This is a genomic window from Pseudomonas sp. MWU12-2029, assembly GCF_023242425.1.
Classification (GTDB): domain Bacteria; phylum Pseudomonadota; class Gammaproteobacteria; order Pseudomonadales; family Pseudomonadaceae; genus Aquipseudomonas; species Aquipseudomonas kribbensis.
The window spans coordinates 76824-99074 of record NZ_JALJDY010000006.1; the positions used below are offsets into that span (position 1 = coordinate 76824).

Annotated in this window: 19 protein-coding genes; 11 read left to right on the plus strand and 8 right to left on the minus strand. The window is 62.0% G+C overall.

Annotation, left to right across the window (positions count from 1 at the left end; translation table 11 throughout):
* Positions 1–6 precede the first annotated feature (6 nt).
* Positions 7–1407, minus strand: coding sequence for a COG3014 family protein (locus M5B44_RS16330; RefSeq protein WP_248740066.1), 1401 nt, complete (start codon positions 1405–1407; stop codon positions 7–9).
* A gap of 176 nt (positions 1408–1583) precedes the next feature.
* On the opposite strand from M5B44_RS16330, the gene M5B44_RS16335 reads away from it, so the two are divergent.
* Both M5B44_RS16335 and M5B44_RS16340 read left to right on the plus strand, forming a co-directional pair.
* Entirely contained in the window at positions 1584–3479 is a 1896-nt protein-coding gene (locus M5B44_RS16335; protein ID WP_248739866.1) for an FTR1 family protein, read from the plus strand.
* A 4-nt stretch (positions 3480–3483) separates the two neighbouring features.
* Positions 3484–3939 carry a YaiI/YqxD family protein gene (locus tag M5B44_RS16340; protein WP_085746828.1) on the plus strand — a complete coding sequence of 152 codons (456 nt, stop codon included), beginning with the start codon at positions 3484–3486 and terminating at the stop codon, positions 3937–3939.
* Positions 3940–3987: 48 nt separating this feature from the next.
* Here M5B44_RS16340 and elbB read toward each other — a convergent pair whose 3' ends face one another.
* Complete coding sequence (gene elbB / locus M5B44_RS16345) at positions 3988–4656, minus strand: isoprenoid biosynthesis glyoxalase ElbB (RefSeq protein ID WP_085731453.1); 669 nt, start codon at positions 4654–4656, stop codon at positions 3988–3990.
* A gap of 116 nt (positions 4657–4772) precedes the next feature.
* Here elbB and M5B44_RS16350 point away from each other — a divergent pair, with 116 nt between their 5' ends.
* Positions 4773–6008: a sterol desaturase family protein gene (locus M5B44_RS16350; protein WP_248739867.1), complete on the plus strand. Its 1236-nt coding sequence runs from the start codon at positions 4773–4775 to the stop codon at positions 6006–6008.
* On the opposite strand, the gene M5B44_RS16355 is transcribed toward M5B44_RS16350, so the two are convergent.
* Complete coding sequence (locus tag M5B44_RS16355) at positions 5989–6645, minus strand: DedA family protein (protein WP_085708953.1); 657 nt, start codon at positions 6643–6645, stop codon at positions 5989–5991. The genes M5B44_RS16350 and M5B44_RS16355 overlap by 20 nt on opposite strands.
* A 208-nt stretch (positions 6646–6853) precedes the next feature.
* Here M5B44_RS16355 and hemB point away from each other — a divergent pair, with 208 nt between their 5' ends.
* Both hemB and ppk1 read left to right on the plus strand, forming a co-directional pair.
* Positions 6854–7867 carry a porphobilinogen synthase gene (gene hemB, locus M5B44_RS16360; protein WP_007951836.1) on the plus strand — a complete coding sequence of 338 codons (1014 nt, stop codon included), beginning with the start codon at positions 6854–6856 and terminating at the stop codon, positions 7865–7867.
* Between the two features lie 18 nt (positions 7868–7885).
* Positions 7886–10111, plus strand: coding sequence for a polyphosphate kinase 1 (ppk1, locus tag M5B44_RS16365; RefSeq protein ID WP_085708954.1), 2226 nt, complete (start codon positions 7886–7888; stop codon positions 10109–10111).
* Between the two features lie 67 nt (positions 10112–10178).
* On the opposite strand, the gene ppx is transcribed toward ppk1, so the two are convergent.
* The 5 genes from ppx to M5B44_RS16390 all read right to left on the minus strand — a co-directional run bounded on the left by ppx (position 10179) and on the right by M5B44_RS16390 (position 14644).
* On the minus strand, positions 10179–11681 hold the full coding sequence (ppx, locus tag M5B44_RS16370) for an exopolyphosphatase (protein ID WP_248739868.1): 1503 nt from the start codon (positions 11679–11681) through the stop codon (positions 10179–10181).
* Between the two features lie 104 nt (positions 11682–11785).
* Positions 11786–12523 (minus strand): amino acid ABC transporter ATP-binding protein, encoded by a 738-nt coding sequence (locus tag M5B44_RS16375; RefSeq protein ID WP_248739869.1) that lies wholly within the window; start codon positions 12521–12523, stop codon positions 11786–11788.
* Complete coding sequence (locus M5B44_RS16380) at positions 12510–13160, minus strand: amino acid ABC transporter permease (RefSeq protein ID WP_085606037.1); 651 nt, start codon at positions 13158–13160, stop codon at positions 12510–12512. The genes M5B44_RS16375 and M5B44_RS16380 overlap by 14 nt, the downstream gene beginning before the upstream one ends.
* Positions 13157–13837, minus strand: a complete 681-nt coding sequence (locus tag M5B44_RS16385; protein ID WP_248739870.1) for an amino acid ABC transporter permease — start codon at positions 13835–13837, stop codon at positions 13157–13159. Before M5B44_RS16385 ends, M5B44_RS16380 begins: the two co-directional genes overlap by 4 nt.
* Before the next feature lie 21 nt (positions 13838–13858).
* Complete coding sequence (locus M5B44_RS16390; protein ID WP_248739871.1) at positions 13859–14644, minus strand: transporter substrate-binding domain-containing protein; 786 nt, start codon at positions 14642–14644, stop codon at positions 13859–13861.
* Between the two features lie 256 nt (positions 14645–14900).
* On the opposite strand from M5B44_RS16390, the gene M5B44_RS16395 reads away from it, so the two are divergent.
* The 6 genes from M5B44_RS16395 (at position 14901) to M5B44_RS16420 (ending at position 22241) form a co-directional block, all read left to right on the plus strand.
* Positions 14901–15608: a FadR/GntR family transcriptional regulator gene (locus M5B44_RS16395; protein ID WP_248739872.1), complete on the plus strand. Its 708-nt coding sequence runs from the start codon at positions 14901–14903 to the stop codon at positions 15606–15608.
* A gap of 120 nt (positions 15609–15728) precedes the next feature.
* On the plus strand, positions 15729–16058 hold the full coding sequence (trxA, locus tag M5B44_RS16400) for a thioredoxin TrxA (protein WP_003206727.1): 330 nt from the start codon (positions 15729–15731) through the stop codon (positions 16056–16058).
* 250 nt (positions 16059–16308) lie between these two features.
* Positions 16309–17568, plus strand: coding sequence for a transcription termination factor Rho (rho, locus tag M5B44_RS16405; RefSeq protein ID WP_007951825.1), 1260 nt, complete (start codon positions 16309–16311; stop codon positions 17566–17568).
* 171 nt (positions 17569–17739) lie between these two features.
* Positions 17740–19737: an acyltransferase family protein gene (locus M5B44_RS16410; RefSeq protein ID WP_248739873.1), complete on the plus strand. Its 1998-nt coding sequence runs from the start codon at positions 17740–17742 to the stop codon at positions 19735–19737.
* 69 nt (positions 19738–19806) lie between these two features.
* Positions 19807–21273, plus strand: a complete 1467-nt coding sequence (gene ubiD, locus M5B44_RS16415) for a 4-hydroxy-3-polyprenylbenzoate decarboxylase (RefSeq protein WP_007951823.1) — start codon at positions 19807–19809, stop codon at positions 21271–21273.
* Entirely contained in the window at positions 21273–22241 is a 969-nt protein-coding gene (locus M5B44_RS16420) for a CDP-6-deoxy-delta-3,4-glucoseen reductase (RefSeq protein ID WP_085708962.1), read from the plus strand. The genes ubiD and M5B44_RS16420 overlap by 1 nt, the downstream gene beginning before the upstream one ends.
* Positions 22242–22251 lie beyond the last annotated feature (10 nt).

Here is a 22251-nt window from a genome sequence, read left to right on the forward strand (position 1 = left end):
CATTACTTATTTCAGGCCGGATACCACGCGGCTTTCCACTGAAACGGGCGCCTGGAAAGCACTGCCGTTGGCATAGATTCGGTCGCCCAGGGCACGCAGGCCGATGATCTGGCGATCCTGATCGATGCGGATTTTCAGCGGTGCGACACCGGGTGCGGTTGGCAGGCTGATCGAGTGTTCGCCTTTCTTCAGACGCAGGCGCAACACTTGAGTGAGGTTGGGCAGGGTGCGCCACGTACGGGTGTCTGCGTGCTCGAATCCATCGTAATGGGTCACGTACGACGCCTTCGCCGGGTTGCGCCGATTGTCGGTGCCCTGGACGTCTGCGGCGAGGAACGCTCGATAGGTGGTGCGCTGAATGATCCCGGGCATGTCGTCACGCAGGGTGCGCAGGGACATGTCGGTGATGTTGTTGACCGTGATCAGCTTCTTTTGGCGGCCATCGAGGTTTATCTGATTGAAGGGCTGGGTGGAGGTGTCGGGCACCATCACCGGAAACGACACATTGGCGACGATTACCTGACCGTCTTCAAGCTTCACCGGATATGGCACGCGCACCGAGCTGCGAGCCGGTGCCAGCCCGCTTTGCACGATGATCAGCACGTCGCTTTCGCCGGCCTTGAGCCCGGGGCTGTCGAGGTCACGCAAGGCCTGTTGGAAGAACGGCATGTCAGGACGCAGTTCAATGGCCTGACGATAACCCGGGGCCGCCAGATCCTTTTCGCCCAGGGCTTCATAAGTGAAGCCGGCCAGATAGTGGCTGAACGCACTTTGATAGCCGTTCTTCAGGGCGATGACCGCCGGCGAGTCCAGCATGACCACCGGGTAACCTTGCAGGTCCTTGTAATGCACACGGGCGCCCTGGTCCTTGGCGGCGTTTTCAACACGCTCGTATTCGAGCTCTCGCTGCCGGGCGATCAGTGTTTCGCGCTCGTGGGTCTTCTTGATGTCCGCACGAGCGCCATCGAAGTCATTCACGGCCAACTGATTCAGGGCCATTTGCGTGGTCAGCATGACCTTCTCATAGTCATAGCCATCGTAGCGACGAATCTTGTCGTTGATGATGCTGCCCCATTGATTGCCCAGGGCGGAAAGCAGCTTGTCGCCAGTGGTTTCAATGGCGTCCTGGCGCTGGATCACCATCTGTTCGGCGTTGCGCCAGGCGACCTGACTCTGTGGCAACTCGCCGGCGGCGCTGAGCACTGCACCTTTTTCGAAGTAATACAGCAGGTCTTTTTCTTCATCCGGGTTATGCGCCTCGATCAGGGCCAGCGCACCGTCGGTGTTGCCCGCTTTCAACTGATCGGTTGTCTGTTCCAGTTCCAGGTCGTAATTGCGGTAGGCCCCGCAACCGCTCAGTTGCAGGACCGCGCTCAACAGCAAGGGGAACAGCAGGCAATGGCGCATGACCACGAGATTTTCCTTAATCGAAAGGGACGAAAGGCGACGCAGTATAGAGGCGAGTGATGGCTATGTGCTGCAGCACAATGCGCATAATTCCGGTGCGTCCAATGAGAAAGCTTGAGTCGGGCTCCCCCGACGTGAACAATGTGTTACTTCGCATTTCCAATTGAGACCCCTTCATGACTGCCTCGTCCCGATTCCTGGCCTGGCTGGTGTTCCCGTTGTTTGCCCTGAGCAGCTTCAATCTGCTGGCCGATACCGTGGAAGGCGCGCCGCAAGCGCTGCACCTGCTCGATTACATCAGCGCCGATTACCCGCCAACGGTAGAGGCAGGCAAGGTCATCGACGATGCCGAATACCGTGAACAACTGGAGTTCACCCGGGCGCTGCAGGGCTTGATTGCCGGCATGCCGGCCAAACCGGAGAAGGCCGGCCTGGAGCAGGGCATCGACGCCCTGCTGGCTGCCATCACCGCGAAGCAGGACGGCGCGGACGTCGCCCGTCAGGCCCGGCAACTGGGGGCGAAACTGGCGGTGGCCTATGAGGTCAGCCAGGCGCCGATCATCACCCCGGACCCGACCCGTGGTGCGCCGCTCTATACCCAGCACTGTTCGGTGTGTCATGGCGCCAACGGCGCCGGCGATGGCCCTGCGGGTGTCGGTATGGAGCCCGCGCCGGCCAACCTGCGTGATGCCAGGCGTCTGGATCATCTGAGCCTCTACGCGATCTACAACACCCTCGGCCAGGGCGTCGAAGGCACCGACATGCCGGCCTTCGCCGATCAACTGGACGACCGTCAGCGCTGGGACCTGGCGACCTACATCGCCCAGTTCAGTGCCGACCCGGCCACGGCCAAATCCGAAAAGACCTACAACATCGCCGACCTCGCCCGTCAGACGCCGGCCGAAGTGCAGGCCGCCGAAGGCCCGGCCGCCGCCGCGACTTTCCGCGCACAACGGGCACAACCACCGCAGGTCAAGCGTGGCCCGGCGCAGTTGCTCGACTACACCGCCGCGACTCTGGACAAGAGCCTTGCCGCCTACCGCGCCGGCGAGCGTGATCAGGCGTATGACTTGTCCGTCGCCGCCTATCTGGAAGGCTTCGAACTGGTTGAAAGTTCGCTGGATAACGTCGACGCCAATGTGCGCAAGGACACCGAAAAATCCCTGATGGCCTACCGGCAATCGCTGCAGGACGGCTTGTCGGCGGAGCAGGCCGAGCAGCGTCTCGACGCGGCCAAGGCCAAGCTCAAGGAGTCCGCCGATTTGCTGGGCAGCGACGGTCTGAGCTGGTCGCTGAGCTACATCTCCGGGCTGCTGATTCTGCTGCGCGAAGGCCTGGAAGCGATTCTGGTGCTGGCGGCGATCCTCGCGTTCCTGCGCAATACCGGCCAGCAATCGGCGGTGCGCAGCGTCAATGTCGGCTGGGGCCTGGCGCTGTTGGCCGGTCTCGGTACCTGGGCGCTGGCGGCGTACGTGATCGATGTCAGCGGTTCCCAACGCGAACTGCTGGAAGGCGCCACGGCGCTGTTCGCCAGTGTCATGGTGCTGTGGCTCGGGGTGTGGATGCACGACCGTCGCCACGCGGCAGCCTGGCAGGATTACATCAAGCAGAGCCTGGTCGGTGGCGGCGGGCGTTTCGGCTTCGCGATCCTGGCGTTCTTCTCGGTGTACCGCGAGCTGTTCGAAGTGATCCTGTTCTACGAAACACTGTGGCTGCAGGCCGGTCCTGCCGGACATGACGCGGTACTGGCCGGTGGTGCGACGGCGCTGGTGCTGCTGTTCGGTCTGGCGTGGGTGATCCTGCGCGGCTCGGCGAAACTGCCGCTGGCGCTGTTCTTCAGCATCAATGCGGGGCTGCTGTGCGCGCTGTCGGTGGTGTTTGCCGGTCATGGTGTGAAGGCGTTGCAGGAAGCCGGGATCTTCGGCACCCGGCCGGTGGCGTTCTTCGATTTCGAATGGCTGGGGATTCATGCCGACGCCTACTCGCTGGCGGCGCAGGCCGTGGCGATAGCGGCGATTATCGTGCTGTACGGCCGCAGCCGGGTGGCGGAAAAGCGCCGAGTGGCGGCCTGAGATGATGCGCGTATGGATCGATGCCGACGCCTGCCCGAAGATGGCCAAGGAGTTGGTGGTCAAGTTCGCCCTCAAGCGCCGCTTCGAGGTGGTGCTGGTGGCGGGGCAGCCGCAAAGCAAACCGGCGCTGGCGATCGTCAAGCTGATCGTGGTGCCGAGCGGTCCGGATGCGGCGGATGATTATCTGGTGGAGCACGCGGTGCCGGGCGAACTGGTGATCTGCAGCGATATCCCGCTGGCCGACCGGCTGGTGAAGAAGGGCGTGGCAGCGCTGGACCCGCGAGGCAAGGAGTTCGACGCGCAGAACATGGGTGAACGGCTGGCGACACGCAACCTGTTCACCGATCTGCGCGAGCAGGGCCAGGTCAGCGGCGGCCCGGCGCCGTTCGGTGACCGGGAGAAGCAGGCGTTCGCCAATGCTCTGGACCGGATCCTGACGCGGCTGGCGCGCCAGTCCTGAGTCTTTGATCGTTCCCACGCAGAGCGTGGGAACGATCGCTATCGCCAATCAGGCGTCGTTTTCGTGGGTCAGCTCAAGCACGCGATCCACCAGCTTGTTGATCCCCGAAGCCGCTTCACTGATCGACTGCGCCAGCATGTAGGCCGGGGTGGTCACCAGTTTGCGCGCCTTGTCTTCGATGATGTCGGTCACGGCGCAGTCTTCGTGGGTGGCGCCCATCTTGCCGATGGCCTTGGCCGTCTCCGCGTCATTGCCGATGGTGCAGGTCACGCCCGGGCCGTAGATCTTGGCGGCCAGTGCCGGCGAAATGCACATCAGGCCCACCGGTTTGCCCGCTTCGGCAAACGCCTCGGTCAGCGCCAGCACGTCCGGCTGAACGCAGCAGCCAGCGCCGTCGACGGCGAAGTTCGACAGGTTCTTCGCTGCACCAAAACCACCGGGCACGATCAGCGCATCGAAATCATCGACATCGGCTTCACGGACATCCTTGACGTTGCCCCGGGCGATGCGCGCCGACTCCACCAGCACGTTGCGCGACTCGGGCATCTCTTTGCCGGTGAGGTGGTTGATCACATGCAATTGCGCGATGTCCGGGGCGAAACACTGCACCTGGGCGCCGCGCTGATCGAGGCGCAACAGGGTGATGACACTTTCGTGGATCTCGGCGCCGTCGTACACGCCGCAACCGGACAGGATCACTGCAACTTTTTTGCTCATGGGTTTCTCTCCAGATTCATGGCGCTAAATGTCCACTAATTTGTCGTTCGTTGCCATAGGGCCAGGTCGTGGCTACACCTAGGATCTGTGCACACGGATCTCGATCAGGGCGCGTCATGAACTTCATTCTGTATGCGGTGCCGTTTTTCTTCGTATTGATCGCGGCCGAGCTGATCGCCGACCGTTGGCGCGGGGTGAGCAACTATCGCCTGGCCGATGCGGTGAACAGCATCAGCACCGGGGTGTTGTCGACCACCACCGGCCTGCTGACCAAAGGCGTGGGGCTGGTGACCTATGGGTTTGCCCTGGAGCATCTGGCGCTGCTCAGGTTGCCGGGGGGCAGTGTCTGGACGTGGGTCTTCGCTTTTGTCCTCTACGACTTCTGCTACTACTGGCTGCACCGCATGGGGCACGAGCGGAACATTCTCTGGGCCGCTCATTCGGTGCATCACCAGAGCGAGGACTACAACCTGTCCACCGCCTTGCGCCAGACCAGTACCGGGTTTCTGCTGGGCTGGATCTTTTACCTGCCGATGGCCGTGCTTGGCGTGCCGCTGCTGGTGTTCGTCAGTGTCGCAGCGATGAACCTGCTGTATCAGTTCTGGGTGCATACAAAGCACATTCCCAAGCTCGGCTGGTTCGAATGGATCTTCGTCACGCCGTCCAATCATCGGGCTCACCATGCACAGAACGCTCTCTACATGGATCGCAACTACGGCGGGGTGTTCATTATTTGGGATCGTCTGTTCGGCTCGTTCCAGGAAGAGGACGACAACGAACCGGTGATTTTCGGCGTGACCACACCGCTGGCGAGCTGGAATCCGCTGTGGGCCAATGTGCAGTTTTACGCGCAGCTGTGGGACGACGCGCGGCGCGCCGGGAGCAAACGGGACAAGCTGCGGATCTGGTTCATGCGTACCGGATGGCGCCCGGCGGACGTGGCGGCGAAGTACCCGATGCACAAGCCGGACTTGAGCCGGTTCCGCAAATTCGAAGTGCCGTTGGGCGCCCGACAGCAGTGGTACGTGCTGCTGCAATTCGGCGTGTATGTGGCGCTGGGCAGTTACCTGATGAATCTGGAGCGCAGCCTGTCGACCGGCGCTCTGGTGCTGGGCTGGGGCGCGGTGGCGTTCGGTTTGTTTGTGTTGGGCGTGGCCCTGGAGAATCGCCCGTGGGCGTTGAGGCTGGAGTTGCTGCGGCTGGCGGCGAATCTGCCGCTGGTGTGGCTGGCGCCGCAGGTCGGGCTATGGCCGGCCAGCCCCGAGGTCTGGGCCGGCCTGCTCGGTTACAGCCTGCTCAGTGGCATCGGGCTGTATTACTGCCGCCAGCGGTTTACTCGGCTGGCGTCTTAGGTTCGGCGGATTTGGCCTGTTCGGCTTTGTGCCGTTCGGCCTTGGCCAGTTGCTCGGCCTGCTCGTCCTCGTAGACCTTCTTGGCCAGCCGGGCATTCTTGAACCGGCGGCGCAGCCACAGGCCGACGCCCAGCACCAGCAGCGCACCGAGCACCCACAGTTCATATTTCTTGATGCTGCCCAGCATGCCTTCAAGCACCGCACCGAAGTGGTATGCAGCGGCAGCCAGGGCGGCGGCCCAGATCGCCGCACCAATGCCGTTCAACAGCAGATAGCGTCCCGGCGGGTAGCCCGACAGGCCGATCGCCACCGGCATCACCGTGCGCAGGCCGTAAACGAAGCGGAAGCTCAGGACCCAGATGTCCGGGTGCTTGCGGATATGCTCCAGCGCGCGGTCGCCCATCATTTGCCAGCGCGGTTTGCGCGCCAGCAACTTGCGCCCGTGCTTGCGGCCCAGGAAGTACCACAGCTGATCGCCGGCATAGCTGCCGAAGAACGCCACGACCACCACCAGGTTGATGTCCATGTAACCACGGAACGCGAGGAAGCCCGCGAGCACCAGGATGGTTTCGCCTTCGAAGAACGTGCCGAGAAACAGGGCAAAGTAGCCGAAGTCATGCAGAAATTGTTGGAGCATTGTCTGGGTGCTGGCGAAATGAACGCGCAGCCTAACCCTTCGGACACATTCAGGAAAGTGTCGAAATGTGTCTCGACGTTAACATTTCCTACAACGACAATGGATTGCGGCTACATGTCACAGGGGTGCACATAACTGTAATACGACCGTCATAATGGCCGCTTATAACTGCCACACTCGCCCGTCTGCGCGGGCTCAGGAGTCTGCCGTGAGCTTTACCCCAGCCAACCGCCTGTTCCCTGCCACCCGCCTGCGTCGCAATCGCCGTGATGATTTTTCCCGGCGGCTGGTGCGTGAGAACGTGTTGACGGTCGATGACCTGATCCTGCCGGTGTTCGTGCTCGACGGTGAAAACCGCCGCGAAGCCGTGGCTTCGATGCCGGGTGTCGAGCGCCTGACCATCGACCTGCTGCTTGAAGAAGCGGCGAAATGGGTCGAGCTGGGGATTCCGGCGCTGGCGCTGTTTCCGGTCACGCCACCTGAACTCAAATCCCTTGATGCCGCCGAAGCGTGGAATCCCGAAGGCATCGCCCAGCGCGCCACCCGTGCCCTGCGTGACCGCTTCCCGGAGCTGGGGGTGATCACTGATGTCGCCCTTGATCCGTTCACCACTCATGGTCAGGACGGCATTCTCGACGAAGAAGGCTACGTGCAGAACGACATCACCGTCGATGCACTGGTCAAACAGGCGTTGTCCCACGCCGCCGCTGGCGCCCAGGTGGTGGCCCCGTCGGACATGATGGACGGTCGCATCCAGGCGATTCGCGAGGCGCTGGAGCTGGCCGGTCACGTCAACGTGCGGATCATGGCTTACTCGGCCAAGTACGCCAGTGCCTATTACGGTCCGTTCCGCGATGCCGTAGGTTCGGCCGCGAACCTGGGCAAGGCGAACAAGGCTTCCTACCAGATGGACCCGGCCAACAGCGACGAAGCGTTGCACGAAGTGGGCGCGGACTTGTCTGAAGGCGCGGACATGGTCATGGTCAAACCCGGCATGCCTTATCTGGATATTTTGTTCCGGGTAAAAGATGCCTTCAAAGTGCCGACGTTCGTCTATCAGGTTAGCGGCGAATACGCCATGCACATGGCGGCGATCCAGAATGGCTGGTTGAGCGAAGGCGTGATCCTCGAATCCCTGACCGCCTTTAAACGTGCCGGCGCTGATGGCATCCTGACTTACTTTGCTGTCCGTGCCGCTCAATTGTTACGAGAGCAGAAATAGCCCTCCCAGGAACATTCGATGAATACCGAAGGACTCACTGAAGTTGCCGTAAAAGAAGCTCAACCCGTGGTCGAGCAGATTACCGAAACCCCGCCGGAACTGGAGCCTGCGCCACCCGCGCAGGCGGCAGAGCCCGCTGCGGCGGCCCCGGCGATCGCGATTCCCGGCCTGGATGACAGCAGCCTGTATATCCACCGGGAATTGTCGCAACTGCAGTTCAACATCCGCGTGCTGGAACAGGCGCTGGACGAGTCCTACCCGTTGCTGGAGCGGCTGAAGTTCCTGCTGATCTTCTCCAGCAACCTCGACGAATTCTTCGAGATCCGCGTCGCCGGCCTCAAGAAGCAGATCACCTTCGCCCGTGAACAGGCCGGCGCCGACGGCCTGCAACCGCATCAGGCCCTGGCCCGCATCAGCGAACTGGTGCACGGTCATGTAGACCGCCAGTACGCGATCCTCAACGACATCCTGCTGCCGGAGCTGGAAAAGCATCAGGTGCGCTTCATCCGTCGCCGTTACTGGACCACCAAGCTCAAGACCTGGGTGCGCCGTTACTTCCGCGACGAGATCGCGCCGATCATCACCCCGATCGGCCTCGACCCGACGCACCCGTTTCCGTTGCTGGTGAACAAGAGCCTGAACTTCATCGTCGAGCTCGAAGGCATCGACGCCTTTGGTCGCGACTCCGGTCTGGCGATCATCCCGGCGCCGCGTCTGCTGCCACGGATCATCAAGGTGCCGGAAGAAGTCGGCGGCCCTGGCGACAACTATGTGTTCCTGTCGTCAATGATCCACGCTCACGCCGATGACCTGTTCCAGGGCATGAAGGTAAAAGGCTGCTACCAGTTCCGCCTGACCCGGAACGCCGACCTTGCGCTCGACTCCGAAGACGTCGAAGACCTGGCCCGCGCCCTGCGTGGCGAGTTGTTCTCCCGTCGTTACGGTGACGCCGTGCGCCTGGAAGTCGCCGACACCTGCCCGAAACACCTGTCGGACTACCTGCTCAAGCAGTTCAACCTGAGCGAGACCGAGCTGTATCAGGTCAACGGCCCGGTCAACCTGACGCGTCTGTTCAGCATCACCGGTCTGGACAGTCATCCGGAGCTGCAATACACGCCGTTCACCCCGCAGATCCCGAAACTGCTGCAGAACAGCGAGAACATTTTCAGCGTCGTCAGCAAACAGGACATCCTGCTGCTGCACCCGTTCGAGTCGTTCACCCCGGTGGTCGACCTGCTGCGTCAGGCCGCGAAAGACCCGCACGTTCTGGCCGTGCGCCAGACCCTGTACCGCTCCGGCGCCAACTCGGAAATCGTCGATGCGCTGGTGGACGCCGCGCGTAACGGCAAGGAAGTGACGGCGGTCATCGAGCTGCGGGCGCGCTTCGACGAAGAATCCAACCTGCAACTGGCCAGCCGACTGCAGGCGGCCGGTGCGGTGGTGATCTACGGCGTGGTCGGCTTCAAGACCCACGCCAAGATGATGCTGATCCTGCGTCGCGAAGCCGGCGAGATCGTGCGTTACGCGCACCTCGGCACCGGTAACTACCACGCCGGCAACGCCCGTCTGTACACCGACTACAGCCTGCTGACCTCCGACGACGCCTTGTGCGAAGACGTCGGCAAACTGTTCAGCCAGTTGATCGGCATGGGCAAGACGCTGCGCATGAAGAAGCTGCTGCACGCGCCGTTCACCCTGAAGAAGGGCATGCTCGACATGATCACCCGCGAGACGCAATTCGCGCTCGACGGCAAACCGGCGCACATCATCGCCAAGTTCAACTCGCTGACCGATCCGAAGATCATCCGCGCGCTGTACAAGGCCAGCCAGTCCGGCGTGCGCATCGACCTGGTGGTGCGCGGCATGTGCTGCCTGCGTCCAGGCATCGCCGGGGTTTCGCACAACATTCACGTGCGCTCGATCATCGGTCGCTTCCTTGAACACACCCGGGTGTTCTACTTCCTCAACGGTGGCGAGGAGCAGATGTTCCTCTCCAGCGCCGACTGGATGGAGCGCAACCTCGACAAGCGCGTCGAGACTTGCTTCCCGGTGGAAGGCAAGAAGCTGCTGACCCGGGTCAAGAAAGAGCTGGAGCTGTACCTGACCGACAACACCCACAGCTGGAGCCTGCAGTCGGACGGCCGCTACATCCGCAACACGCCGACCGGCAACCAGAACCCGCGCAGTGCGCAGGCGACGCTGCTGGAGCGGTTGGGCAGCCCGATTCTGCCGGTGAGCAGTTGACCGCAGGTCTCAAGGCAATAAAAAAAGGCGATCCATCCGGATCGCCTTTTTTGTGCCTGCCTTTGACTCAGTGCACGGTCAGGACAACGCCCACCCGCGTCAGCCACTCGGCCTCAAGCGCGAAATCCGCCTGGGTCAGCTGGTTTTCATCCAGCCAGTTCTCCGGGAATTCCACGTCGAGGTTGTCGCCATTGGCGTGCAACGCGACCTGCGGCATGGTCTGGGTGCCGCGAATGTGGTGGAACAGGATCGCGAAGCGCAGCAGCACACACAGGCGGATCAGCTTGTCGCCGTCCTCGCCGAACTCGGCGAACTTGTCCTTGGGAATGTTGCGGCGGTGGCCGCGCACCAGCAAGGCGAGCATTTGCTGGTCTTCGCGGGAGAACCCGGCGAGGTCCGAGTGCTCGATCAGGTAGGCGCCATGCTTGTGGTAGTGGTAGTGAGCGATGTCGAGCCCGACTTCGTGCACTTTCGCCGCCCAGCCCAGCAGTTCGCGCCAGATGCCGTCGTCCAGCTCCCAGTCCACGGCAACTTGGTCGAAGGCATGCAGGGCTTTGCGCTCGACCCGTGCGGCCTGTTCCAGGTCGACGTGGTAGCGCTCCATCAGCGAGGTCAGGGTGCGCTCACGCACATCTTCGTGATGATGACGGCCGAGCAGGTCGTAAAGAACGCCTTCACGCAGCGCACCTTCGCAGTGATCCATGCGTTGCAGTTCGAGGGCGTCGAAGATCGCTTCGAGGATCGCCAGACCGGCCGGGAAGATCGCACGACGGTCAGGCTTGATGCCTTCGAAGTCGATCTTGTCGACGTCGCCGAGCTTGAACAGGCGACGCTTGAGCCACGCCAGACCTTCGGCGTTCACTTCGCCAGTGCCATGTCCGCCGGCCTTCAGCGCCAGGCCGATAGCGCGGATGGTGCCCGAGGAGCCGATGGCTTCATCCCAGGTCAGGCGGTGCAGGGCGTGCTCGATGCTCATGATTTCCAGCCGCGCCGCCGTGTAGGCCTGGGCGTAGCGGGCCGGGGTGATCTTGCCGTCCTTGAAGTAGCGCTGGGTGAAACTCACGCAGCCCATTTGCAGGCTTTCGCGCAGCAGCGGCTCGAAACGCTGCCCGATGATGAATTCGGTACTGCCGCCGCCGATGTCGGCGACCAGACGTTTGCCCGGGGTATCGGCGAGGGTGTGGGACACGCCGAGGTAGATCAGGCGCGCCTCTTCACGGCCGGAGATGACTTCCACCGGGTGCCCGAGGATTTCTTCGGCGCGGTGGATGAACTCCAGGCGGTTGCGCGCTTCGCGCAGGGCGTTGGTGCCGACGATCCGCACGGCGCCCAGCGGCATACCGTTGATCAGTTGGGCAAAACGCTTCAGGCAATCGAGCCCGCGCTGCATGGATTCTTCGTTGAGATGGCGCTCATCGTCGATGCCGGCGGCCAGCTGAACCTTCTCCCCGAGACGTTCGAGAATACGGATTTCGCCGTTCTGGGCCTTGGCCACGACCATGTGGAAGCTGTTGGAGCCCAGGTCGATCGCAGCGATCAGGGACAGATTCTTGGCTTGGGATTGCGGCATGGTCTGGGGGTCTCGGTCGATAACCCTGACATCGTGCCACGATCAAAGGCTGCCGCCAACGCGCATGGTTCAAACCCTTGATTTAGCGCACTGATGGCCTGCTTTCAGCCTGTGGCTTCTGCGGTTCCGATGAAGTTCGCCAGCTCCGGCGTCTGCGGATCGGCAAACAGCACCTTCGGGTCGCCCACCTCATGCACCTTGCCCTGATGCATGAACACCAGTTTGTCCCCGACCTCCCGGGCGAAGCGCATTTCGTGGGTGACCATGATCAGGGTCATGCCTTCCTTCGCGAGCTGGCGGACCACGCTGAGCACTTCGTTGACCAGTTCCGGGTCCAGCGCCGAGGTGATCTCGTCGCACAGCAGCACCTTGGGCGACATTGCCAGCGCCCGGGCAATCGCCACGCGCTGTTGCTGGCCCCCGGAAAGCCGATCCGGGAACGCATCGAATTTTTCACCCAGGCCGACGCGCTCCAGCATCTGCCGCGCCAGTTCTTGCGCCCTGGCCTTGGGCACTTTCTGCACCACTTGCGGCGCGAGCATCACGTTTTCGCCCACCGTCAGGTGCGGGAACAGGTTGAACTGCTGAAATACCATCCCGACTTTCTGCCGCAGGCTGCGCAGGTCGGCGCGGGCGGCGTCGAGGTATTCGCCGTCGACTTCGATCACGCCGTCGTTGATCGACTCAAGGCCATTGAGGGTGCGCAGCAGGGTGGATTTGCCCGAGCCGCTGCGGCCGATGATCGCCACCACCTGACCTTCCTCGACGCTCAGGTCGATGCCTTTGAGTACGTGGTGATCGCCGTAGTATTTATGCAGGGCGGAAATTCTAAGCAGAGGCATGCAGTCTCCTTTCCAGGTAGCGCGCACTGAGGGACAGGGGGTAGCAGAGCAGGAAATAGCCAGCGGCAACGAGGCCGTAGACCATGAACGGTTCGAAGGTGGCGTTGGCGAGCATGCCGCCGGTCTTGGTCAATTCGGTGAAGCCGATGATCGAGGTCACGGCGGTGCCTTTGACCACCTGCACCGAGAAGCCCACGGTCGGCGCCACGGCGATGCGCAGCGCTTGCGGCAGGATCACGTAGCGCAGTTGCTCCAGCGGATTGAGCGCCAGGCTCGACGAAGCCTCCCACTGGCCATTGGGAATCGCCTCGACGCAACCGCGCCAGATCTCCGCCAGATAGGCGCTGGTAAACAGCGTCAGAGCAATCGCCGCCGCCATCCACGGCGAAATCTCGACCCCGGCCAGCGCCACGCCGAAAAACACCAGAAACAGCTGCATCAACAGCGGCGTGCCCTGGAACAGTTCGATCCAGGTGCGGGCGATGCTGCTGGGTAGCGGGTTTTTCGAGATGCGCATGATCAGGATCAGCAACCCGACGATCCCGCCGCCGATGAACGCCACCAATGACAGCGCCAGCGTCCACTGCAGGCCGGTGAGCAGGTTGCGCAGGATGTCCCAGAACGTGAAGTCGCTCATTGGCTGCACCTTGCGCTGCTTTTCGACAGGTAGCGCCGGCCGAGCCAGTTCAGCAACTGACGGATCAGCAGCGCCATGCACAGATAAATGAGGGTGGTCAGGGCGTAGGTTTCAAAGGCGCGGAAGTTGCGCGACTGAATGAAGTTGGCGGCGAAGCTCAATTCCTCGGTGGCGATCTGCGAACACACTGCCGAGCCGAGCATGACGATGATGATCTGGCTGCTCAGGGCCGGCCAGACCTTGCCCAGTGCCGGCAGCAGCACCACGTGCCGGAACGCTTCGAAACGGCTCATCGCCAGTGCTGCCGCGGCTTCCAGTTGCCCGCGCGGGATCGCCTGTATGCCGGCGCGGATGATCTCGGTCGAGTACGCACCGAGGTTGATCACCATCGCCAGCACCGCCGCCTGCCACTCGGAAATCTGCACGCCGAGGGACGGCAGGCCGAAGAAGATGAAGAACAGTTGCACCAGGAACGGCGTGTTGCGGATCAGCTCCACATACACGCCGAAAATCGCCGAGAACGGGCGGATGTTCCACGCCCGCACCAGCGCCCCGACGATGCCCACGCCTACGCCAAACAGCGCGCCAATGGCCGTCAGCTCAAGGGTGAACAGCGCCCCGCGCAACAGCAGGTCGGTGTTTTCCATCACCGGCAAAAAATCGAACTGATAGGCCATGAAAGTCTCCCGCGTCGCCGGTCAGAGGTCGGCCGGCAGCGGCTCTTTGAGCCAGGTCTGCGCGTTCTTTTCCAGCGCGCCGTCAGCCTTGGCGCTGGCCAGGATCTCGTTGACCTTGCCCAGCAGCGCCGGCTCGTTCTTGTTCACGCCGACGTAGACCGGCGAATCCTTGAGCTTCACTTTCAGCGCGGGCACGCGTTTCGGGCTCTTTTCGCTGATTGCGACCATCACCACGTTGCCGCTGGCGATCAGATCGACCTGGCCTGCGAGGTAGGCGGCGATGGTCGAGTTGTTGTCTTCGAAGCGTTTGATGGTCACGCCTTCGGGGGCGACCTTGGTCAGTTCGATGTCTTCGATGGCGCCACGGGTGACGCTGATGGTCTTGCCCTTGAGATCGTCCAAAGTGCTGACCACTGCATCCGGCGGGCCGAACACGGCGAGGTAGAACGGCGCGTAGGCACGGGAAAAGTCGATGACCTTCTCGCGCTCGGGATTCTTGCCGAGGCTGGAAATCACCAGATCGACCTTGCCGGTGGTGAGGAACGGGATGCGGTTGGTGCTGTTGACCGGGGTCAGTTCGAGTTTGACCTTGAGCTGGTCGGCCAGCAGTTTCGCGGTGTCGATATCGAGGCCGCGCGGCTTCATGTCCGGGCCGACCGAGCCGAAGGGCGGGAAGTCCTGAGGCACGGCGACTTTGAGGGTGCCGCGTTTGACCACGTCGTCCAGACCGTCGGCATGGGCGGGGGCCTGGCTCAGCATCAGACCGGCAAACAGGGCGGCGAGGAGGGCGCTGTAACGCTTCGTCATGGACAATCTCCGGATCGGCGGGAAGTGAAATCTGCGATCGGACAGAGCACGGGCCGTGCCAAGCCAGCAATCTGGTCCCGCAAAGCCACGGGTTTAGCGGGTTTGTTCGGTCTTACTGGTCTGAACAGTCAGGTCGGGTTTCGCACTGCGATAGCGCATCCATGCGCACCGTCGAACCCCGCTGGGGCACGACTTGCCTGATGCCTCGAATAGCTTTACAACTGGCCGCACCTTGGCCTGGTCCGTCTGGAAAACCATGAACTCGATCTCCCGCGCCGTACCCGAAGTGGCGCTGCAAGCGATCCGTAAACTGATTACCGAGCAGGGCTTCGGCCCCGGCGATGCGCTGCCCTCGCAACGGGATCTGGCGGTGCAGCTGGGGGTCAGCCGGGCGTCGCTGCGCGAGGCGTTGTCGTCCTTGAGTGCGCTGGGCGTTGTCAGCATCCAGCCGGGCAAGGGCGTATTCGTGCAGTCGCCGGTGGAGCTGCCACGCGGGGAGGGCGCGCCGGCCTGGCCGTTCGCAGCCCAGGCCTCGCCGCTGGAGATCTTCCAGTTGCGCTATGCGCTGGAAGGGTTCGCGGCCGGGCTGGCGGCGGTGACGCTGAGCACGTTCGATCTGGACGAACTGGAGGACAATGTCGCCGCCATGCGTGAGCAACTGCGTGCCGGCGACTTCGAGGCGGCGGCGAAACTGGACTTCGAATTCCACCAGCGGATCCTGCGGGCCAGCGGCAATCAGGCCATGCTGAGCATCCTCACCGCCAGCGCCGAGATCTTTCTGGAGAGCCAGAAACTACCGTTCATCCGCGCCGAACGGGCCATGGAAACCTGGCAGGAACACCGCAAGATCCTCCGCGCCCTGGCCCGCCGGGCCTCCGCAGCCGCCCAGAAAGCCATGCAGGAGCACGTGCGCAACGCAGCGCTGCGCACCGGAATTTCCTTCATTGCCCCCGCCGGCGCGTGACTTGAGCTATACCCAAACTCATCGAGTGCCATAGCAAGACTCAATCATCTGCGGCTTCCTGAACAAGGGAAGGGCGGCTATGATGGGCCACGTTTTTTTGCTTACAACCTGGAGAATTCCATGAGCAGCGATCTGATCAAACACGTTAGCGACGCTAGCTTCGAAGCCGACGTACTCAAGGCCGAAGGCGCTGTCCTGGTCGACTACTGGGCTGAATGGTGCGGCCCTTGCAAAATGATCGCTCCGGTTCTGGACGAGATTGCAGAGACTTACAAAGGCAAGCTGACCGTTGCCAAACTGAACATCGACGAAAACCAGGAAACCCCGGCCAAGCACGGCGTACGTGGTATTCCGACCCTGATGCTGTTCAAGAACGGCAACGTGGAAGCGACCAAGGTCGGCGCTCTGTCGAAGTCGCAACTGGCTGCTTTCCTCGACGCCAACATCTAAGCGTCGCGGTAAAGACTGTCCTCAAAAAGCCCCGCAAATCGCGGGGCTTTTTGCGTATTCAGGGCTAGACGCTCCGAAACTCAGGTGATACATTCGGCCCCGCACTGGTTTCTCCACTGCCCCCTGCTAGCCGTCGCCGACGCACTCCTTTTCGAACAAGTACGCGATCCTGTCGCCTTCTCCGCGGCGCGGCCTCATTAAGCCAAAAGCTTAATTTCCCCCCCTCCATAAATGATTACGTCATTCCTATATGAATCTGACTGAACTCAAGCAAAAGCCGATTACCGAACTGCTCGAATTGGCCGAACAGATGGGCATAGAAAATATGGCCCGTTCGCGCAAGCAGGACGTGATTTTCTCCCTGCTGAAAAAGCACGCTAAAAGCGGTGAGGAAATCTCCGGTGATGGCGTGCTGGAGATTCTCCAGGACGGCTTCGGCTTCCTGCGCTCCGCTGACGCTTCCTACCTCGCCGGCCCTGACGACATCTACGTCTCGCCGAGCCAGATCCGCCGTTTCAACCTGCGCACCGGTGACACCATCGTTGGCAAGATCCGGCCGCCGAAGGAAGGCGAGCGTTATTTCGCCCTGCTCAAGGTCGACACGATCAACTTCGATCGTCCTGAGAACGCGAAGAACAAGATTCTCTTCGAGAACCTGACCCCGCTGTTCCCGAACGTGCGCATGAAGATGGAAGCCGGTAACGGTTCCACCGAAGACCTGACCGGTCGAGTGATCGACCTGTGCGCCCCGATCGGCAAAGGCCAGCGTGGTCTGATCGTTGCTCCGCCGAAAGCCGGTAAAACGATCATGCTGCAGAACATTGCAGCGAACATCGCCCGTAACAACCCTGAAGTTCACCTGATCGTGCTGTTGATCGACGAACGTCCGGAAGAAGTGACCGAAATGCAGCGCACCGTGCGCGGCGAAGTGGTTGCCTCGACCTTCGACGAGCCGCCGACCCGTCACGTGCAGGTTGCTGAAATGGTGATCGAGAAGGCCAAGCGCCTGGTCGAACACAAGAAGGACGTGGTGATCCTGCTCGACTCCATCACCCGTCTGGCCCGTGCCTACAACACCGTGATCCCGAGCTCCGGCAAGGTGCTGACCGGTGGTGTCGATGCCCACGCCCTGGAGAAGCCGAAGCGTTTCTTCGGTGCTGCGCGTAACATCGAAGAAGGCGGCTCGCTGACCATTATCGCCACCGCGCTGGTTGAAACCGGCTCGAAGATGGACGAAGTGATCTACGAAGAGTTCAAGGGTACCGGCAACATGGAACTGCCTCTGGACCGTCGCATCGCCGAGAAACGTGTATTCCCGGCCATCAATATCAACAAGTCCGGCACTCGCCGTGAAGAGTTGCTGACCGCCGACGACGAACTGCAGCGTATGTGGATCCTGCGCAAGCTGCTGCATCCGATGGACGAAGTGGCGGCCATCGAGTTCCTGGTCGACAAGCTGAAAACGACCAAGACCAACGACGAATTCTTCCTTTCGATGAAGCGCAAGTAACATCGTCGGTAGAGTCCGGAAAAAGGCGTCCCCAGGGGACGCCTTTTTTTTGCCTGTTTTTTGTCCTGGCTATGGGAGGTTCGCGATCTGGTAAGGTCAGTGTGTTGGCAAAACAACAATCAGCCCCCGAGGCTGTACAAAAAACAACCATCTGATTGGCATCAAGGATTTATGAGCACTCTCGCTTATCGAAGGGATATCGACGGCTTGCGCGCAGTCGCAGTGATTGCCGTGGTGCTGTTCCACTTTGGCGTCCCGGGATTCACCGGCGGATTTGTCGGTGTGGACGTGTTTTTTGTGATTTCCGGCTACCTGATCACCTCGATCATCTGGAACCAGCGCCAGGCTGGGCGTTTCAGCTTCGTCGAGTTCTGGGCCCGGCGTGCCCGGCGGATCCTGCCGGCGCTGTTTGCGATGATCGTCGCGGTGCTGGCGGTGGGCTGGTTCCTGCTGGCGCCCAAGGACTACGAGGAACTCGGGCGCTCGGTGCGTTACCAGGTGACCTTCGTCTCGAACATTCTGTTCATGCGTCAGGACGGCTATTTCGACGTCGCGTCGGATCTCAAGCCGCTGCTGCACACCTGGTCGCTGGCGGTGGAAGAGCAGTTCTACATCCTTTTCCCGCTGTTGCTGACGCTGTTGTCGAGCCGACTGAAACACTGGCGGCTGGCACTGTTCGGCGTATTGCTGCTGTCGTTCGGGCTGAGTGTGTGGGCGGTCCAGCATTATCCGGAGAAGGCGTTCTTCCTGTTGCCGATGCGGGCGTGGGAGTTGCTGGCCGGTGCGATGCTTGCCGTCGCGCCCCGGCATTCATGGCGTCTCAAACCGATGGCTGCGCAGTGGCTGAGCCTGCTGGGTATGGCGCTGATCCTGCTGGCCGTCTTCGGGTACGACAAACGCACGCCATTTCCCGGTGTCGCCGCGCTGCTGCCGGTGCTGGGCGTGGTGGCGCTGATCCTCGCCAACGGTCATCGAGAGACGCTGATCGGTCAATTCTTGAGCAGTCGGGTGATGGTCGGCCTCGGCCTGATTTCCTATTCCTGGTACTTGTGGCACTGGCCGGTGTTTGTGTTTTCCAGTTATGCCAGCGTCGAGGAGCCGGGTGTGCCGGACATCGCAGGGTTGATCCTGCTGACGCTGGTGCTGGGTTATCTGTCATGGAAGTTCGTTGAAACACCGTTCCGCGAGCGTCGCCTGCTGGCCGGGCGTCGACAGGTTCTGCTGGCCGGTTTCTGCGGCATCCTGGTGCTCGGACTGGCCGGGCAAGCCCTGCGCTGGACCGATGGCTTGCCGTCGCGTCTGTCCGAACAGGCGCTTCAATATGCCAAGGGCCGCGAGTGGCGGCCGGAGCTGATGGCGTGCCTGACCGATGACAAGGCACCGGACGACAAACTGTTCTGCCATTACGGTGTGGAAAACCTGCCAGCCCAGGCGATGGTCTGGGGCGACAGCCACGCTACGGCATTCATTCCAGTGCTGGAGGACGGTGCGCAAGCCCATGGCGTCAGTGTGATCCTCGCCAGCTCTGCCGGTTGTATTCCGGTCGAAGGGCTGGAAACCGATGCGGCCTGCACGCATTTCAATCGGCGTGTCGAGCAGCGGTTGAGCGCGCAACGTATCAGCGATGTGGTGCTGGTCGCACGTTGGAGCCTCTATCTGTATGGCGACGCCAAAGGCGATCTCGACCACGTGCTCAGAAAGCCGGATGGCAAATACGACCGTGCCGTCGCTGAACAACGTCTGGCCGATGGTCTGCGCGCGCAGCTTGCTCAATTGCGTGAGGGCGGGCATCGGGTCTGGCTGGTGAAGGAGGTGCCATTGCAGGCGTTCAGCCCGCCGTATCGCCTGACACGCCTTGCAATGCTGGGCCACCCGGTGGATGGCGTTGGCCTGACCATCGGCGAACATGACAAGCGTCAGGCATTCATCAGCCGCTTGTTCGCCCAACTGGCGCAGGATCCGATGGTGCGGGTGATCGATCCGGCGCCACGGCTTTGCGATGAAAACGGTCTGTGTCGCGCCGAGCTCGACGGCTATTCGCTGTACAAGGATGACAATCACCTGTCGGAAGTCGGCGCGCGATTCGTGGCGCCGATCCTCGAACCGCTGTTTGTCAGCCTGCAGGCCGGCAAAAATCCGGGTAACGGCCAGGTGAATGCAGCCAAGTAAGCAGTGACGGGCTGCCAGCGACCGGCATAGCAGGTAGGATGTACGCCTATTTTGAGGGTGCCATCGTCAATGAAATTCAAGGATCTTCGGGATTTCGTGCAGCAGCTTGAGCAGCGCGGAGAGTTGAAACGCATCCAGATTCCCGTCTCGCCGGTGCTGGAAATGACCGAGGTGTGCGACCGCACACTGCGGGCCAAGGGCCCGGCGCTGCTGTTCGAGAAACCCACCGGCTATGACATTCCGGTGCTCGGCAACCTGTTCGGCACCCCCGAGCGGGTCGCCATGGGCATGGGTGCCGAGTCCGTCAGTGAGCTGCGCGAGATCGGCAAGCTGCTGGCGTTCCTCAAGGAACCGGAACCGCCGAAGGGCTTGAAGGACGCGTGGTCGAAGCTGCCGATCTTCCGCAAGATCATCGCGATGGCGCCGAAAGTCGTCAAAGACGCGCCGTGCCAGGAAGTGGTCATCGAAGGCGATGACGTCGATCTGGCGATGCTGCCGGTGCAGACCTGCTGGCCGGGCGACGTGGCGCCGCTGATCACCTGGGGCCTGACCGTCACCAAAGGCCCGAACAAGGACCGGCAGAACCTCGGCATCTACCGTCAGCAAGTGATCGGCCGCAACAAGGTCATCATGCGTTGGCTTAGCCACCGTGGCGGTGCGCTGGATTTCCGTGAGTGGTGCGAGAAACACCCGGGCCAGCCATTCCCGGTGTCCGTGGCCCTTGGCGCGGATCCGGCGACTATTCTCGGCGCCGTCACCCCGGTGCCGGACAGCCTCTCCGAATACGCCTTCGCCGGTCTGCTGCGCGACAGCCGCACAGAGCTGGTGAAGTGCCGCGGCAACGACCTGCAAGTGCCGGCCACCGCTGAAATCATCCTTGAAGGTGTGATCCATCCGGGTGAGATGGCCGACGAAGGCCCGTACGGCGACCACACCGGCTACTACAACGAAGTCGACAGCTTCCCGGTGTTCACCGTCGAGCGCATCACCCACCGGATCAAGCCGATCTACCACAGCACCTACACCGGCCGTCCGCCGGATGAGCCGGCGATTCTCGGCGTGGCGCTGAACGAAGTGTTCGTGCCGATCCTGCAGAAGCAGTTCCCGGAGATCACCGACTTCTACCTGCCGCCGGAAGGCTGCTCGTACCGCATGGCCGTGGTGACGATGAAGAAGTCGTATCCGGGCCACGCCAAGCGCGTGATGCTGGGTGTCTGGTCGTTTTTGCGACAGTTCATGTACACCAAGTTCGTTATCGTCACCGACGACGATATCAACGCGCGGGACTGGAACGACGTGATCTGGGCCATCACCACGCGCATGGACCCCAAGCGCGACACGGTGATGATCGACAACACGCCGATCGACTACCTCGACTTCGCTTCACCGGTGTCGGGCCTCGGCTCGAAGATGGGCCTGGATGCGACCCACAAGTGGCCGGGCGAAACCACTCGCGAATGGGGCCGCGTCATCGTCAAGGATGACGCTGTCACCCAACGGATCGATGCCATCTGGAATCAGTTAGGAATAGATTGATGCGTGTAACCCTGCAGCCCTCCGGAGCGGTGCTCGAGATACGGCCCGGAGAGCGGATTCTCGATGGTGCGCGGCGCCTGGGCTACGAATGCCCGCAAAGCTGCCGCAACGGCAATTGTCATGTATGCGCAGCGCTGCTGGTGGAAGGCCGGGTCGAACAGGCCGGCAAGGTGCATGACCACGGCGAGTTCTACACTTGCATAGCGCAGCCGCTGGAAGACTGCATCCTGCTGTGGGATGGCGTGCTTGCGCTGGGAGAACTGCCGGTGCGCAGCCTGTCGTGTCAGGTCATCGAATGCCGGGACGTCGGTGGCGACACCTGGCGCGTGCGCCTGCGGGCGCCGGCCGGCAAGCCGCCGCGTTATCACGCCGGTCAGTACCTGATGATCGAGCGCGAGAGCGGCGAGAAATCAGCCTTTTCCATGGCCTCGGCGCCCCACGGCGGTCGAGATCTGGAAATCCACGTACTGGCGCGCGAAGCCAGTGCCCTGAGTCTGATCGAGCAACTGCAGCGCAATTCCATGGTGCGGGTCGAACTGCCGTTCGGCGACACCCATCTCGCGGAGTTGCCGGACGGGCCGCTGGTGCTGATCGCCGCCGGCACCGGCATGGGCCAGATCCACAGCCTGATCGAACATTGCCGGGCCAACGGCTTCAAGCATCCGGTGCATTTGTACTGGGGCGTGCGTCGTCCGGAAGATTTCTATGAAATCGAGCATTGGGACGAATGGCTGAAGCTGCCCAACCTGTTCCTGCACAAGGTCGTCAGCGATCAATGCGGCTGGGAAGGGCGCTGCGGGATGTTGCATGAGGCGGTGTGCGAGGACTTCCCGGATCTGAAATCCCTGCATGTCTACGCCAGCGGCTCGCCGGCGATGGTCTACGGCACCCTGGATGCGCTGGTGGAAGCCGGGATGGATGCCCACCAGATGCGCGCCGATGTGTTTGCATACGCGCCGCGCTCTTGAGCCGCGCTGT

Coding starts and splice junctions, on each gene's coding strand:
- M5B44_RS16330 (WP_248740066.1), bottom strand. CDS start 1,407: ATGCGCCATTGCCTGCTGTTCCCCTTGCTGTTGAGCGCGGTCCTGCAA.
- M5B44_RS16335 (WP_248739866.1), top strand. CDS start 1,584: ATGACTGCCTCGTCCCGATTCCTGGCCTGGCTGGTGTTCCCGTTGTTT.
- M5B44_RS16340 (WP_085746828.1), top strand. CDS start 3,484: ATGCGCGTATGGATCGATGCCGACGCCTGCCCGAAGATGGCCAAGGAG.
- elbB (WP_085731453.1), bottom strand. CDS start 4,656: ATGAGCAAAAAAGTTGCAGTGATCCTGTCCGGTTGCGGCGTGTACGAC.
- M5B44_RS16350 (WP_248739867.1), top strand. CDS start 4,773: ATGAACTTCATTCTGTATGCGGTGCCGTTTTTCTTCGTATTGATCGCG.
- M5B44_RS16355 (WP_085708953.1), bottom strand. CDS start 6,645: ATGCTCCAACAATTTCTGCATGACTTCGGCTACTTTGCCCTGTTTCTC.
- ppk1 (WP_085708954.1), top strand. CDS start 7,886: ATGAATACCGAAGGACTCACTGAAGTTGCCGTAAAAGAAGCTCAACCC.
- ppx (WP_248739868.1), bottom strand. CDS start 11,681: ATGCCGCAATCCCAAGCCAAGAATCTGTCCCTGATCGCTGCGATCGAC.
- M5B44_RS16375 (WP_248739869.1), bottom strand. CDS start 12,523: ATGCCTCTGCTTAGAATTTCCGCCCTGCATAAATACTACGGCGATCAC.
- M5B44_RS16380 (WP_085606037.1), bottom strand. CDS start 13,160: ATGAGCGACTTCACGTTCTGGGACATCCTGCGCAACCTGCTCACCGGC.
- M5B44_RS16385 (WP_248739870.1), bottom strand. CDS start 13,837: ATGGCCTATCAGTTCGATTTTTTGCCGGTGATGGAAAACACCGACCTG.
- M5B44_RS16390 (WP_248739871.1), bottom strand. CDS start 14,644: ATGACGAAGCGTTACAGCGCCCTCCTCGCCGCCCTGTTTGCCGGTCTG.
- M5B44_RS16395 (WP_248739872.1), top strand. CDS start 14,901: ATGAACTCGATCTCCCGCGCCGTACCCGAAGTGGCGCTGCAAGCGATC.
- trxA (WP_003206727.1), top strand. CDS start 15,729: ATGAGCAGCGATCTGATCAAACACGTTAGCGACGCTAGCTTCGAAGCC.
- rho (WP_007951825.1), top strand. CDS start 16,309: ATGAATCTGACTGAACTCAAGCAAAAGCCGATTACCGAACTGCTCGAA.
- M5B44_RS16410 (WP_248739873.1), top strand. CDS start 17,740: ATGAGCACTCTCGCTTATCGAAGGGATATCGACGGCTTGCGCGCAGTC.
- ubiD (WP_007951823.1), top strand. CDS start 19,807: ATGAAATTCAAGGATCTTCGGGATTTCGTGCAGCAGCTTGAGCAGCGC.
- M5B44_RS16420 (WP_085708962.1), top strand. CDS start 21,273: ATGCGTGTAACCCTGCAGCCCTCCGGAGCGGTGCTCGAGATACGGCCC.